The organism is Streptomyces sp. N35 (assembly GCF_016464295.1).
GTDB lineage: Bacteria > Actinomycetota > Actinomycetes > Streptomycetales > Streptomycetaceae > Streptomyces.
Genome location: NZ_JAEIMH010000035.1, coordinates 9600 through 24457, shown reverse-complemented (window position 1 = coordinate 24457; position 14858 = coordinate 9600). Strand labels below are relative to the sequence as shown.

At 71.9% G+C, this 14858-nt stretch carries 8 protein-coding genes and 1 pseudogene; 7 read left to right on the top strand and 2 right to left on the bottom strand.

What is annotated here, in order from left to right; genetic code table 11:
• The first annotated feature begins 69 nt into the window (after window positions 1–69).
• From JAO81_RS20255 to JAO81_RS20225, 7 genes and pseudogenes are all read left to right on the top strand, one after another.
• The gene (locus tag JAO81_RS20255; protein WP_199549304.1) at window positions 70–1644 is read left to right on the top strand and encodes a glycosyltransferase; all 1575 of its coding nucleotides are present in this window, start codon (window positions 70–72) and stop codon (window positions 1642–1644) included.
• Between the two features lie 188 nt (window positions 1645–1832).
• Complete coding sequence (locus JAO81_RS20250) at window positions 1833–3488, top strand: hypothetical protein (protein WP_199549303.1); 1656 nt, start codon at window positions 1833–1835, stop codon at window positions 3486–3488.
• Window positions 3485–4621, top strand: coding sequence for an acyltransferase (locus tag JAO81_RS20245; protein WP_199549302.1), 1137 nt, complete (start codon window positions 3485–3487; stop codon window positions 4619–4621). The genes JAO81_RS20250 and JAO81_RS20245 overlap by 4 nt, the downstream gene beginning before the upstream one ends.
• Window positions 4622–4648: 27 nt before the next feature.
• On the top strand, window positions 4649–5491 hold the full coding sequence (locus JAO81_RS20240; protein WP_199549301.1) for a TylF/MycF/NovP-related O-methyltransferase: 843 nt from the start codon (window positions 4649–4651) through the stop codon (window positions 5489–5491).
• A 178-nt stretch (window positions 5492–5669) separates the two neighbouring features.
• Window positions 5670–9160 (top strand): annotated as a pseudogene (locus JAO81_RS20235) (CDP-glycerol glycerophosphotransferase family protein).
• On the top strand, window positions 9157–11883 hold the full coding sequence (locus JAO81_RS20230; protein WP_199549300.1) for a CDP-glycerol glycerophosphotransferase family protein: 2727 nt from the start codon (window positions 9157–9159) through the stop codon (window positions 11881–11883). The pseudogene JAO81_RS20235 and the gene JAO81_RS20230 overlap by 4 nt, the downstream one beginning before the upstream one ends.
• A complete protein-coding gene (locus JAO81_RS20225) occupies window positions 11880–13022 on the top strand; it encodes a glycosyltransferase (protein WP_199549299.1) in 1143 nt (380 codons plus the stop codon). The genes JAO81_RS20230 and JAO81_RS20225 overlap by 4 nt, the downstream gene beginning before the upstream one ends.
• 21 nt (window positions 13023–13043) lie before the next feature.
• Here JAO81_RS20225 and JAO81_RS20220 read toward each other — a convergent pair whose 3' ends face one another.
• Both JAO81_RS20220 and JAO81_RS20215 read right to left on the bottom strand, forming a co-directional pair.
• Window positions 13044–13979: a L,D-transpeptidase family protein gene (locus JAO81_RS20220; protein WP_199549298.1), complete on the bottom strand. Its 936-nt coding sequence runs from the start codon at window positions 13977–13979 to the stop codon at window positions 13044–13046.
• A gap of 141 nt (window positions 13980–14120) precedes the next feature.
• On the bottom strand, window positions 14121–14858 hold a 738-nt coding region (locus JAO81_RS20215), incomplete at its 5' end, for a class I SAM-dependent methyltransferase (RefSeq protein ID WP_199549297.1).

The window sequence follows — 14858 nt, the reverse complement described above, 5'->3', positions numbered from 1 at the left end:
CTGCCCGCCGCGCATGTGGTCGGCGTGACGTCCGCAGCAACGAGCGGCGCGCTCGGTCGTTTGCAGGGCATGCCGAACACGCCCGGCGCTACGCCGGATGTCAGCGTCATCGTCGCCGTCTACAACACGATGCCGTATCTGACCGACTGTCTGACCTCGCTCGTTTCGCAGACCATCGGGACGGACCGGATCGAGGTCGTCGCGGTCGACGACGGGTCGACGGATGGCAGCGAGAAGGAACTGGAGCGGTTCGCCGGACAACACCCCGGTGTCCTCAGGGTTGTTCACCAGGAGAACTCCGGCGGCCCCGCCGTGCCCAGCAACCGTGCCCTCGATCTGGCGCGCGGGCGGTACGTCCTCTTCATCGGTGCCGACGACTATCTGGGCGTCGAGGCGCTGGAGCGCATGGTGAGTGCCGCGGACCGGCTCGGCTCCGACATCGTGCTCGGGCGGATGGTCGGCGTGAACGGGCGCTGGGTGTCGAAGGCCGTGTTCCATGAGAGCCGGGACGAGGTGACGCTGTACGACTCGGCGCTGCCCTGGGCCCTGTCCAACACCAAGCTGTTCCGGCGGGAGTTGATCGAGGAGCACGGGCTGCGCTTCCCCGAGGACCTGCCGGTCCTGAGCGACCAGCCGTTCACCCTGGAGGCCTGCTTCAGGGCCGGGCGCATCACCGTACTCGCCGACTACGACTACTACTTCGCCGTACGCCGCGACGACGAGACCAACGCCACCGTCTCCTTCCGCGCCCTCGACCGGCTGCGCGGCACCCGGCAGCTCTTCGAGCTCACGCGGCGCCTGTCGGAGCCGGGCCGCGGCCGGGAGTGGATCCATCAGCGCCACTTCACCTGGGAGGTGGCGCGGCTGATCAGCCCGGACTTCCTGAAGCTCGGCCCCGAGCAGCAGCGGACGGTCTGCGGCGGGGTGGGTGCCCTGCACGCGGCGTACGCCAGCGAGTACGCCCTGCGGAAGCTGTCGCAGGAGCAGCGGCTGCTGCTGCGGCTGGCCGGGCGGGGAGAACTCGGCGCGCTGGTCGGTGTGTTGGAGTGCGCTGCGGCCGGAGGGCCGCCGCTGGTGGTGGAGGGCGGGCGGGCCTATGCGGGCTATCCCTGTTTCCGGGACCCCGGGCTCGCGTTGCCGGACGCCTGGTTCGACCTCACCAAGGACACCCGCAAGCGGTTCGCCGAGCAGGAGTTCGGCCCGGCGCGCGTGCGCGTGCGGGACGGAATCCTGCTGCTCGAGGCGCACAGTTCGCTGCCGGACCTGAGCGCGTTCGGGGCGGACGCGGTGCGCGCCGAGACCGTGCTGGAGCGGGCGGGGGAGCGCGTGGTGCGGTCGTACGACGCGGCCGTGGCCGCCGACGGAGAGGGCAGCGTCGTGCGGGTGGAGCTGCCGCTCGACGACCTGTTCCCGGTGAAGGAGACGCCCTGGGAGCGGTGGACCGTACGGCTCGTCGCCGCCGCACTCGGCACGAGTCCCCGGATCCCGCTCGCACCGGTGGCCGCGGACGCGGGGCTGCCCCGACCGCGCCGGCACGGGCTTCGGCCCTACGGGGTCGAGGTGGCGGGCGCGGACGATGCGGACGTGCTGCAGGTCACCGTACGTCCGCTTCCGGTAAGGGAGTTGCTGCGCGCGCGGGGATGAGCCGCGGACGCGGGGCCGCTGCCTTCACCCGGACGGCCGAGTGCCAGTGACTCGGCGTGCGCTCGGTGGTTGGTCCCTCGATGAAGACCTTCAGCCGCCCCGCCGCCGCCCCCTCGCCGCGCCCTCCGGCCGTTCCCGGGGCACGCCGTACCCCAGCCCCTCCCGGACGCGCGGCCGCACGGTGGCTCATGCCGTCCGCGGTGGGCTTCGCCACCCTGCTTGTCGGGCTGCGCGCCGCCGCCCTCGGGCAGTGGATCGTCGACGACGCCGCGGTCACCTTCGCGTACGTGCGCAGCATCGGCGAGGGGCACGGACCGGTGCAGCAGCCGGGGGCCGATCCGGTCGAGGGGTACTCGAACCCGGCGTGGCTGGTGCTGCTGCTCATCGGGCGGGTTCTCGGACTCTTCGACCACGGCGGCTGGTTCGGCATCAGCGACCTGGCGCTCTTCCCCAAGCTCCTCGCGCTCGCCTGTGTCGCGGGGACCCTCACCTGCGTCGGAGCGATGGCCCGGGTCGCGCTGCCCAAGCGGGCCCCGTTGGTGGTGGTGCTCACCGGCGCGCTGCTCGCCGCCAACTACTCGTATGTGGTGTGGAGTTTCTCCGGTCTGGAGAACCCGCTCTACGGCCTGCTCGCCGCGGCGCTCGCCCTGCGCCTCGTGCGCGGGACCGACGGCCCGGGTGCCGCGTGCGGCGCCGCGCTGATCGTGCTCGCCGCCGCGCTGACCCGGCCCGACGGAGCCGTGCTCGCCGCCGCGTATCCGCTGATCGTGCTGCTGCGGTGGCGGCGTGACGCGGTCCGCCTCGCGCTCCTCAACTGCGGTGTCTTCACGGCGTGTTACGGCATCTTCCTGCTGACGCGGTGGCTGCAGTTCGGACTCTGGGTGCCCAACACCGCCGTGGCGAAGGCGCAGGAGCCCCCGGAGCTCGGCGAGCTGGCGAAGGTCGGTGCGCTTCTCGGTTACGCGGGCTGGGCGCTGGTGCTGCTCTGCGCCGGCTGCGCCGGTCTCGTCCTGGCACGGAGCGGGCCCGTCCGGCAGGTCGCCGCCGTGCTCTGCGTGCCGCTCGCGCTCACCCTGGCCGCGTACGGTGCGCTCGCCGAGGACTGGATGCCGCTGCACCGCTTCGGGACCCCGGTGTGGGTGCTCGGCGCGGCGCTCGCCGCGCTCTGCCTGACCGCCGTCTGGGACGGGGCGCGGTTCCGGCCGCGGCTGCTGCTCGGCGGGGCTCTCGCGGGCGCGCTGACGCTCTCCCTCAGCGCGCAGGATCTGCGCAACGCCGGCTTCAGGAACGAACCCACCCTCTCCATGTGCTGGGTCGCCGACCGGTACGGCCGCACCTTCAACTCGTACGCCGACCAACTCGAGTTGGCGCCGGGCGCCACGGCCGCGCTGCCCGACCTCGGCGGCATGCTGCTCACCACACGGCTGCGGGTCGTGGACGTCGCCGGCCTCACCGACCGCAGGATCGCCGAGGCGTACGCCGCCAAGGACAAGGAGGCCCTGCGCACCTACGTGCTGCGCGAGGTGCGGCCCGAGCTGATCCATGTGCACATGGCCTGGCTCGGCAAGTCGGGTCTGACCGACGACCGGCTGACCGCGGCCGGCTATGTGCCCCTGTACCGCGAAGGCGCCGGCGGCGACTACGTGCTCTCGGCCGCGGTGCCCGGCGGCCCGGCCCGGATCGACGCCGTACGGCAGTGGGCGAAACCACGGCTCGACAGGATGTCGCACCAGAAGCACCACCAGGGCGGCCGGCTCGGCGACTGCGGGGCGCAGCTGCGACCGGGGCAGACCGAGGTACGGGACGCGGCCGCGCACGGCTCGACGCGGGAGGCCGCCGTATGAGCAGCATCCTGCTGCCGAAGCAGTCCTCCTCCCCGAAGCCCAGTGCCTCCGCCCCCCGCAACGAACGGCTCGACTCGCTCACCGGTCTGCGCTTCCTCGCCGCGTTCGCCGTCTTCGTCCACCACTTCACCGGTGTGAGCGCATCGGGCGGCGTCGCCCATGCGCCCCTGCTCTTCCCGTACTCGACGATGGGCGTGTACGGCGTCGGCTTCTTCTTCGTGCTCTCCGGCTTCCTGCTCGCCTGGGGCCACCGCGCCGGCACACCCGCCCGCGTCTTCTACTGGCGCCGGGCCGGGCGCATCCTGCCGCTGCACATCGCCGCGACCATCCCCTGCGTCTGGGTGTTCCACCTGTGGGGCGGGGTGCCGTGGGACCTGCCGAGCTTCCTTGCCTCACTGGTGCTCGTGCAGGCCTGGTTCCCCGGCGTCGTCCCCATGTTCCCGGGCAACGGGGTGTCCTGGACGCTGAGCGTCGAGGTGTTCTTCTACCTGCTGTTCCCGCTCGTCATCCGCGGCGCCTACCGCCTGCGCACCCGCACCCTGCTCGCCCTCGCCGCCGCCGGACTGATCGCCATGTGGGCCGTCAACTGGTGGGCGGCCGCGCATCTCTCGCCGTTCCACTGCGAGTGGCTGATGCGCCACCCGCTGGCCCGGCTCCCCGAGTTCGGTCTCGGTCTCGCCCTCGCGCTCGCCGTGGGCCGAGGGCTGCGCGTCCCGGGGCGTCCCGCGCTGCTCGCCGCCGCGTTCGCCGCGTACGCCGTGGTGTACGTCCACCGCGGCGACTGGCTCCCGGGCGCCGTCGCGGACCAACTCTCCTGGTCCGTAAGGCCGGTGGTCGCCGTCTTCTCGGTCCTGGTGATCGCGGCGTACGTACAGCGCGAGCGCGCGGGCCGGCGCGGCTGGCTGTGCACCCCGGTCATGGTGCGGCTCGGCGCCTGGTCGTACGCCTTCTACCTGCTGCACCAGACCGTGAACCGGCTCGTCATCGACCACTGGGGCCGCCCCGCACCGTCGGACCTGTCCCTCTTCACGCTGCTCGGCGTCGCGGCGGCGGTCACCGCTCTGTCTTGGGCGGCGTACCGGTATGTCGAGGAGCCGGCCCGGCGCTGGTGGATGCGGCACCAACCTACGTAAAGTAACGGCCAGTTGACGCAGTGTGACATGCGGGGTGAATTGCGCGTAGTGTCCCGCCCCATGGCATGGAAGAACGCCGTGAACGGCGCACTCCGGACGCTCACCGGATATCAGCTGACCCGACCGCAGCTGCCCGCTCCCCGCAGCGAGCAGGCCCCGACCGCGCCCAAGGTGAAGGCGAAGGGCAAGGGGCTCTCGCTCCCCGTCGACTACGACGACGAGGCCAAGAACACCATCCGCGCGGTCAAGCCGTGGACCATGACCTCGCCGGAGCGGCTCAACGCCTTCATCCTCGCCACCCGGCATGTCGTCAAGCACGAGATCCCCGGCGACATCGTCGAGTGCGGGGTATGGCGCGGCGGTTCGATGCAGGCCTGCGCCAAGACCCTGCTCCACTGCGGTGCCACCGACCGCGACCTGTACCTCTTCGACACGTACGAGGGCATGACCGAGCCCACCGAGGAGGACCTGCGGCGCGACGGCAAGTCCGCGGCGGACCTGCTCTCCGTGCAGGGCAAGGACCGTCCGATCTGGGCCGTCGCCACGCTCGACGACGTCAAGTCCGGTTTCGAGAACGTGCCTTACCCCGCCGAGCGCGTTCATTACGTACAGGGCAAGGTCGAGGACACCGTGCCCGGTGAGGCGCCGGAGCAGATCGCGATCCTGCGCCTGGACACCGACTGGTACGCGTCCACCAAGCACGAACTCGACCACCTCTACGAGCGGTTGGTGCCCGGCGGCGTTCTGCTGATCGACGACTACGGCTACTGGCAGGGCTCGCGCCAGGCCGTCGACGAGTTCCTCGAGGAGACCGGCGAGCGGCTGCTGCTGCTGCGCATGGACGAGGGGCGTATCGCCGTGAAGCCGTGAACTCACGCCACGTGACGATCGGTTGACCTCCGGTCCCCGTGCCACGGCCCCGGCCGGGCGGCACGGGGGCCGCTCCATGTGATCACCCGTATGGCCCATGCAAGGTGACCCCGCGCCCGGACACCGGTTGTTCACGGGAAGGCCCATCGCCGTTCTCCGGAAGGAATGTGCGCAGCGCATGACAGCCCGACTCAGCGTCGTCGTCCCCATCTACAACGTCGAGGATTACCTCGGTGCCTGCCTCGAGTCGCTGGCCGGGCAGACCATGCCGGATCTCGAGGTCATCATGGTCAACGACGGCTCCACGGACGGCAGTCGGGAGATCGCCCGCCGCTACGCCGAAGGCGACCGCCGCTTCCGGCTCGTCGACCAGGCCAATGCCGGGCTCGGTGCCGCCCGCAACGCGGGCGCGCGCGAGGCGGGCGGCGCCCATCTCGCCTTCGTCGACAGCGACGACGTGATCCCGGCCGAGGCGTACGAGCGGATGCTGGGCATGCTCGACGAGACCGGATCCGACTTCGTGACGGGCAACGTCCACCGGCTGCGCGCGGACGGCACGCAGCAGCAGTCCCCGATGTTCCGCAAGATCATGGCCACCACCCGCAGCGCCACCCACGTCACGCGCGACTGGGAGCTGCTCGGCGATCGCATCGCCTGCAACAAGGTCTTCCGGCGGGACTTCTGGGACCGGCACGCCTTCGCGTTCCCCGAAGGCGTGCTCTTCGAGGACATCCCCGTCGTCCTGCCCGCGCACTTCGAGGCCCGCAGCGTGGACGTCCTGAGCGACACCGTGTACCTGTGGCGCGACCGGGACGGCTCGATCTCGAACCGGCGCGCGGTACCGCGGGCCATCAAGGACCGTACGGCCTCGGTGGCTTCGGCCAGCCGCTATCTCGGCGAACGCGCGGCGAAGGCGCCCAAGGACGCGCTGCGGGCCGAGGCCAAGCGGCGTTACGACGCCAGCGTCATCGCGGGTGACCTGTGGATGTTCATGGAGGCCCTGCCCGACGGCGACAGCGACTATCACCAGGCCTTCCTCGACGAGGCCAACCCACCTCCTTCGTGGACGGGGCCGATCCGGCGGCCCTTGACGAGCTGCCGCCCGGCCTGCGCGTACGCTGGCGGCTCATCCGGGAGCGCCGGATCGACGAACTGCTCGCGTTCATGGCGTTCGAGAAGGTCCACCCGAAGGCCTTCCGCGTCCGCCGCACCTGGCGTGGACGCCGCGCGGACTTCCCCGTGCTCAAGGCGCCGCTGCCCGCGCGCATCACCGCCGTGGGCCGCGGCGACATGCCGCTGGAGGCGAGGATCACCCAGGCTTCCTGGGACGACGACGGCCGGCTGCGTCTCGCGGGCCACGCGTATGTACGCAACCTTCCGCCCGGCCGGATCGCGGCCCGCGCCCGGACCGTCTGGCTGCGCGCGGGGCGCCGGGCGATCCCGTTGAAGCTGCGCACGGTCACCTCGCGGGAGGCGACCCTCGCCTCCCGGCAGGGTCTGCACACCTACGACCGCACCGGCTTCGAGACCGTCGTCGACGTACAGAAGCTGGTCAGCGGCCGGGCGAGCACCACCTGGAACCTGGAGATGGCGGCCCTCGCGGGCGGACTGCGGCCGCACACCGGACCGCTGCGCATGAGCGGGCCCTGCGCCGTCCCCGTGCGCTACCTGGAGGACTTCCTGCGGATCGTGCCCACCCTCAGCGGCGGCCGCTTCCGGCTACGGGTGGACCGCGTCGAGCAGCGCCTGGTCGAGCACCGTGCGGCGGGCGAACAGCTGCGGATCACCGGCGAGTTGGCGCCCGGCGCGGACACCTCCCTGGAAGCGGTCCGCGTCGAGAACTGGCGCACCCGCGAGAGCCGCGACCTGCCGGTCCGCGTCGAGGGCCGCACCTTCACCGCCGAGGTGCCGCTCGACCTCCTCAAGGCCGGTGAAGGACCCGCCGACCCCTGGGGCGTGGGCGTGGTGCGCAAGGGCGGCGGCTGGGCCTCGCTCGCGGTGCTTCCCGATATCGCACCGGGCCGCTACGGTCTCGGCGGCGGCCGCGAACTCATGGTCCTGGCCAACCCCTCCGGCAACACCGAACTGCGCGCACAGGACGTACGCCCGGTGGTGGACGCCCTGCGCTGGACGGACCAGGGCGGCCGCCTCGAGCTCGAAGGCAGCTTCCCCTGCGCCGACGACGTCTCCCGCGAGCTGGTTCTCGTGCACAGCGGCCACCAGGAAGAGGCGCTGGGCGAACTGACCGTCGCCGACGGCAGGTTCAGTGCGGCCCTCCGGCCCCAGGCCGTCGCGGGACCGGCCGGAGTGCTGCCGCTCGCCGAGGGCGACTGGTACCCGTTCCTGCGGGCCCGCGGCGACCACGATCCCGACCGCCGAGTGCCGCTCCTGGTCGCCACGGCGCTGCACGGCGAACTGCCCGTCGTACGCGAGCTGCACGGCAGGGACTTCACGCTGCAGCGCCGCCACCACGACCAGCTGCTCATCACCTCCGGCTCCGAACTGCCCACGGAGGACCGCGGACGCGCCGCCCAGGACCGCCTGAAGGAACGCTACGCACAGCTGCGGGCGCAGCCCCTGCGCGAAGCCGTCCTGTACGCCGGCTTCGGAGGCCGCCAGTACTCCGACTCGCCGCGCGCCGTCCACCAGGAACTCCGCAGGCGCGGCAGCGAGTTGGAGCATCTGTGGGTGGTCCGCGACCAGCAGGTCGAGCTGCCCTCCGGGACGCGTGCCGTCGCTCTGTGGAGCGCCGAGTGGTACGAGGCGCTCGCCCGCAGCCGGTACATCGTCACCAACAGCCAGCTGCCCGACTGGTTCGAACGCGCTCCCGGCCAGTTCGTCGTCCAGACCTGGCACGGCACTCCGCTGAAGCGGATCGGCCGCGATGTGGCCGGCACCCTGTCGGCGGACGCGCGCTATATCGACAGCCTGCCGCGCCTGGCCGCCCAGTGGTCGCTGCTCGTCTCCCCGAACAGCTTCTCCACCCCGGTGCTCTCCGGAGCGCTCGGCTACACCGGCGAGGTGCTGGCCAGCGGCTATCCGCGCAACGACATCCTGCACGCCCCCGACCGTGCCAAGGTCGCCGCGTCCGTACGCGAAAAGCTCGGCATCCCCGACGGCAAGCGCGTCATCCTCTACGCGCCCACCTGGCGGGAGGACCAGCCGCGCAAGGCGGGCCGCTACGGTCTCGACCTCCAGCTCGATCCGGCCGCCGCTCAGGCGGCGCTCGGCGAGGACCATGTGCTCCTTGTGCGCCGGCACTACCTGGTCGGCGGTTCGGTGCCGCAGACCGCTTTCGTACGGGACGTCTCCCGCCATCCGGACGCTGCCGAACTCCTCCTGATCGCCGATGTGCTGGTCACCGACTACTCGTCGATGATGTTCGACTTCGCGCAGACCGGCCGCCCGATGATCTTCCACACGTACGACCTGGAGCACTACCGCGACGGCCTGCGCGGCTTCTACTTCGACTTCCCCGCACAGGCCCCGGGCCCGCTCCTGCGGACCGGCGAGGAGGTCATCGCCGCCTTGCGCGGGCTGCCCGGATCGGCCACCGCGTACCAAGGCGCGTACGACCGCTTCCGCGACACCTTCTGCGATCTGGACGACGGGACCGCGGCCGCCCAGGTGGTCGACGCGATGCTGCGGGGCGGGGTGGACGGACGATGAGCACAGCGGATCTCTTCTTCGTCAGCGTTGCCCTCACCTGCGACGCGAACACCTCGGCCGAAGCCGTCGGCGCCTCGGTGCGCTCGGTGCTCGCCCAGACGCTCGCCGGCACCGAGGCCGCGCTCCTGGGCGAGCCGTCCGAGGCGGTGGCCGCACTCGCCGCCGAGCATCCGCACCGGGTACGGATCGGCCCACCGCGCGGTACCTATGTGATCCCGCTGGCGCCTGGTGAACTCCTGGACCGCAACGCCGCGCGCAACCTCCACGCCGCCGCCGTGAGCACGGACGCCGACTTGGTTGCGGGCCGGTGGAGCCGCCTGACGGGCAAGGGCCGGAAGGAGGCCGTGCCCGCCTGGCAGGCGGACCTGTTCGCGCGCTCCCGCGTGCTCACCGATGTGGGCCAGGCCCCCGAGCTGGTCACCCGCGACACCCTCGGCGCGGGCCTGTGCGTACGGCGCTCGAAGCTGGACTTCACCGCCGACGGGCTCGAACTCGCCCTCGGTGCCGAGAGGATCGCCCTCGTACCGAACCTGATCACGACCCGCCGTGCCGCCCCCGACCCGCTGCGGGACCTGCCGGCCGCGGCCGCCGCGCAGCGCCGGGCGGCCGCGCTCCTGGACGACCCCGCCATGCGGCGCGCGGCGCGCGAGGCCTTCCTCGCCGACCACGTCCTGCCCGCTGTGCACGCCCTGCCCGGCCTCGGCCACGAGGCCTGCGCCACGGCCGTCGCCGAGCTCGCCCGCACGGTGGCGGGACTCGTCGACGACACCGACCTCGCCGGACTCCCGCCCCTGGAACGGGTGGCGGTCCGCCTGCTCGCCGACGGCGACGCGGACGGGGTGCGGCGGGCCGCGTACGCGCTGGCCCACCCCGGCACCGTGGTCTGTCCGCTCGTGCACCGCGAGGGCCGGGTGTACTGGGGGCCGGACCACACCACCGCGGTGTACGACCTCACCGAACTCGGCCACCAGTACCGCACCCCGGCCGAACAGCGGTTGCTCGGCCGGGTCACCGGCTGCCGACGCGAGCAGGGACGCCTGGTCGTCGAGGGCGAAACGGCCCTGCCCTTCGACGCCTCGGCGTATGAGAAGACCACCGCATCCCTCGTCTTCAAGGTGCGCGACGCGGGGGACACCACGGTCACCCTGCCGGTGGCCGAGGTACGGGTGGAACGGCACACCCTCGTCTGGCGGGCGCGCCTCCCGCTCACCGACGGCCTGCGCCCCCGCGGTATCGGCGACCGGGTCTGGGACCCCACCCTGCGCCTGGTTGTCGACGGTGAACCGGCCCCGCCCTGCGACCTGTTCGCGGACGAGGAGACGGTCCCGGGCCAGTCGGGGGCCCTGCCCGGCAAGCCGCGGCTGACGCGGCTCACCGCCGACACCTGGCAGCCCTACGTCACCGCGAAGCACCACCTCGCCGTGACGCTGCTGCCGCGCAGGAAGGCGGCCCGCAAGGCCAACGCGGCCGCGCACTACCTCGCGAACTTCCGGCCGGCCCGCGTGCTCAAGGGCATCGCGAAGAAGCTGCGCAAGCGGCGCGACGTCCTTCACTCCCAGCGCTTCAAACTGCGCGTCTACCGGGGGCTGCTGTCCCGCCTTCCGGCCCGGCGCGGCAGCATCGTCTTCGAGAGCCATATGGGCAAGTGCTACGGAGACAGCCCGCGCGCCCTGTACGAGGAACTGCGCGCCCGCCGCGCCCGCGTGCACGCGACGTGGTCCTACGCCTCCTCGCCCCAGGGGTTCCCCGCCGACGCGAAGCTGGTGCGACGCTGGTCCTGGCCCTATCTGTGGGCGCTCGCACGGGCCGAGTGGTGGGTGGACAACCAAGGGTTCCCGCACGCCCTGAACAAGCCGGGACACACCACCTATCTGCAGACCTGGCACGGATCCGCGTACAAGCGCATGGGGTACGACGAGATCAGGCACAAGATGCAGAACGCGCCCCAGCGGACGCAACTCGCCCGTGCCATCGACCGGTTCGACCACTTCCTCGTGCGCTCCGAACACGATGTGGGGACCCTCGCGCACGCCTACCGGATCCCCGAGGAGCGGCTCCTGAGAGCCGGCTACCCGCGCAACGACCGCCTGGTCGAGGCCCGGCTGCGCGACGAACGCGAGGGACGCTTCCCGCGCCCCGCCCTCGCCGGGGAACTCGGCATCCCCGACCACAAGACGGTCGTCCTGTACGCACCGACCTTCCGCGGCACCCCCCGGAACAAGAAGGCCCGACTCGCCCTGGACGTCCGCGAGTTCGCCGAGCGCTTCGGCGACACCCACGTGCTGCTCGTACGCGCGCACTACATGGAGACGGCCACCCTGCCCGCGACCCCGCCCGGCACCGTGATCGACGTCTCGGCACACCACGACGTCAGCGAGATCCAGTGCCTCGCCGACGTCCTGATCACCGACTACTCGTCGATCATGTTCGACTTCGCGCTCCTGGACCGGCCGATCGTCCACTTCGCGCCCGACCTCGACACCTACGCCGCCGAACGCGGCAGCTACTTCGATCTGCGGTCCTGTTCCGGCGGCCCGGTCGTCGAGACCCAGGAGGAGCTGCTGCAGACGCTCGCCGGCCTCAAGAAGTCCGACGGCGAGTGGCAGCAGGCGCGGCGGGAGTTCGCGGCGAAGTTCGGCGCGTACGACGACGGGCGATCCGCGCGGACCGTCGTCGATCAGCTCTTCAGTGACCGCCTTGGCCGGAAGGACCGTACGCGATGAAGCAGCGTGAACTGTTCCTGCTCGGCAACACCGTCGACGAACTCGGCGGTGTCGCCGGCTGGACCCATCAGATGGCCCGCCTCTTCACCGGCCGGGGGCACAGCGTCCACGTCATCGGCGTGCACGAGGCCGAGCTCAAGATGCCGCTGCCCGACAATCCGGGCTACCCGGTGACCCCCCTCTATCCGAGCCACCCGCGAACAGCGCGCAGGATCAGCGGAGTTCAGCGCCTCAACCCCGCCGCCCGGCGGCAGGAAGCGGCCCGCGTCGCCGACAAGAAGCGGGCGGTCGCCCAGCTCGGCGGCCTGCTCCAAGGCGCGCGCCGCGGCTCCGTCGTGATCGCCACCCAGGTCTGGCCCATGGAGTGGCTGCGCGAGGTCGACACCTCGCATCTGCGGATCGTCGGCATGAGCCATGAGTCCTTCGCGTACTCCCGGGCCTGTCACCGCTACCACTGGATCAAGCGGCACTACCCGCACGTGGACCGCTGGCTCGCCCTCACCCAGGAAGACGCCGACATCTGGATCCACGAGGGTCTGCAGAACGTCGGCCATATGCCCAACGCCCTCGCCCATCTGCCGGCCGTTCCCTCGCCGCGTACGGAGAAGGTCGTCGCCAGCATCGGACGGCTCGCGGACCAGAAGGGGGTCGACATGCTGCTCGACACCTGGGCCAAGGTCGCGCCGTTCCGCCCGGACTGGGAGCTCAGGATCCACGGCGCCGGCGCGGACGAGCCCCAACTCAGAGCACAGTGCACGGAATTGGGGCTCGACGGATCGGTGCGCTGGATGGGCCGTACCTCCGATGTACCCGGCGTGCTCGCCGAGTCCTCGGTGTTCGTGCAGTCCTCCCGGGGCGAGGGCTTCCCGCTCGCGCTGATGGAGGCGATGGCGAGCGCGGTGCCCTGCGCGGCCTTCGACTGCGCTCCCGGCGTACGGGAGATCGTGCGCGACGGCGAGGACGGGCTGCTCGCTCCCGCGGGCGACATCGACGCGCTGGCCGACCGGCTGCTGAGGCTGACCGGCAATCCCCGGCTGCGGGACGACATGGGGGACCGGGCCCGGGTGAACGTCCAGCGCTTCTCGCAGGAGCAGGTGCTCGACCAGTGGGAGGAGCTGTTCGAGCTCCTGGAGCGGTGAGGAGCGCCGCGGGGGCGTGCGCTAAGGCTTGCGCCCCCACACGTACACCTGGTCTCCCGACCTGAGGACGGCCCACAGCTTCTTGGCGTCCCCGAACGTCATGTTCACGCAGCCGTGCGAGCCCGGCGGCCGGTGGACGCTTCCGTAGATGCCGTGGAAGGCCTGGCCGCCATTGAAGAACTGGCTGTAGGGCATGGGCGCCTCGTACAGCGTCGAGTAGTGGTTCTTGTGCCGCCAGTAGATCTTGTGCCAGCCGGCGCGGGTGCCGTACCCGGCCCGGCCGGTGCGCACGGGCACCGGGCCGAAGACGCGCTTGCCGGCCTTGGTGACCCACATCAGCTGACGCTTCAGATCGACGCACGCCACCCGCCCCGGCCGCTTCGGGCAGAGGCTCTCGGGGTCCTTCAGGGCCTGCAGCTGCCGCACCCGCGCGTAGGTCACCGGTCCGGCGAAGCCGATCGCGGGCCGGATGCCCTGCTTCTGCTGGAAGGCCTTGATGGCACGGCAGTCGGCCGCCGACTGCCGCCCGTCCGCCTTCAGCTTCAGCCAGCGCTCGACCTGCTTCTGATACGGGCCGGTGCTCGCCGTACAGGCGGGCGCGCGCGCCGCGTCCGCCGGCGGTACGTACTCGACCGGGGCGTACGAGGAGGGCGGGGGAGCCACCGGTTCCAGGGCGTCCTCGGCCGCGCTGGGCCGGTAGACCTCAGGGGCGAGGGCCTGGTCGGGGGTGTCGGGCTGCGGGGGCAGCTGCCGGATGCCCGGTACGAGTCGCTGTGCGCCGGACAGCGGCCAGGCCTGCGTCATATCGGGGGCGAGCACCCCGGAGTGCTCGGCCGGGTGCGGCATGAACTGGGGGACGGCCGTGGCCGACGGCCGGGGAGCGGGCGGCCCGGGGTCGGCCGCCGCCCGGTGTGCGGGGAGCAGCGCCGCCACCGCGACGAGCAGGGCCAGGCCCATAGAGGTCTCCCCTGCTCGAACGAAAGGGAGAGCTCGGGGAACGGTTCTCTTGCGCATCATGGGCAAAAGGGAAACGCCGAAGCACCCGCCGCCGGGGGAGCGGCGCGTCACTCTCCCCCGGGTGGCGGCAGGCTCGGAGTCTTACGGCAGCGCCTTGCTCACGGCGCGCAGGACGACGGGAGGCAGCAGCTCCTGGGCCACGCGGCGGGCCCCGCGCGGCGGCGGCAGCTTCGACGGGGCGATGCGCAGCACCGTGCCGCCGTGGATGGTGTCCTCGCCCACGGTCCGGTCCGTGCGCTCCGCCGCCCAGGTGCGCAGCGCCCGCTGGAACGGCCCGGGGTCGCCCCAGGTCGCGTACAGCTTGGCGGGCGAGACGCACACGGGATGCAGCCCTTTGGTGAAGACCGCCTCCCACACCGCCGCGGCGACACCCGGCACATGTTCGGTGCGGTAGTCGTCGAGCGCGACGATGCCGTGCGGGCGCAGGGCGCGCCGAGCGATGTCGATATCGCCGCTGACGTCCTCGTACTGATGCGAGGCGTCGATGTGCACGAAGCGGCAGCTCTTCGCGGCGAGCTCCTCGGCGAGTTCCACGGTGCGGCCGTGGACGATACGGGGCAACTCCTCGTGGAACGCGAGGTAGTTCGCCTCGAACGCGTCCCGGGTGAGCCGCTTGCGGTAGTACGCGAGCGTGCCGCGGCGGCTGTAGCTGCCGTGGGTCTCGTCGCCGAACAGATCGCAGACCGTCAGCACGTCGCCGGGCCCCAGATGGCGCCCCATGAGGATCGCGCTCTTGCCGAGATAGCACCCCATCTCGGCCAGATCGCCCGGCTCGGGGCCGGTCGCCTCGATCAGTACGCCGAACAGGTCCTGGTCGGA

What these genes read in the sequence shown, in the direction of transcription:
- JAO81_RS20240 (WP_199549301.1), top strand. Translation starts at nt 4,649, where the DNA reads ATGCGGGGTGAATTGCGCGTAGTGTCCCGCCCCATGGCATGGAAGAAC.
- JAO81_RS20245 (WP_199549302.1), top strand. Translation starts at nt 3,485, where the DNA reads ATGAGCAGCATCCTGCTGCCGAAGCAGTCCTCCTCCCCGAAGCCCAGT.
- JAO81_RS20250 (WP_199549303.1), top strand. Translation starts at nt 1,833, where the DNA reads ATGCCGTCCGCGGTGGGCTTCGCCACCCTGCTTGTCGGGCTGCGCGCC.
- JAO81_RS20220 (WP_199549298.1), bottom strand. Translation starts at nt 13,979, where the DNA reads ATGGGCCTGGCCCTGCTCGTCGCGGTGGCGGCGCTGCTCCCCGCACAC.
- JAO81_RS20230 (WP_199549300.1), top strand. Translation starts at nt 9,157, where the DNA reads ATGAGCACAGCGGATCTCTTCTTCGTCAGCGTTGCCCTCACCTGCGAC.
- JAO81_RS20255 (WP_199549304.1), top strand. Translation starts at nt 70, where the DNA reads ATGCCGAACACGCCCGGCGCTACGCCGGATGTCAGCGTCATCGTCGCC.
- JAO81_RS20225 (WP_199549299.1), top strand. Translation starts at nt 11,880, where the DNA reads ATGAAGCAGCGTGAACTGTTCCTGCTCGGCAACACCGTCGACGAACTC.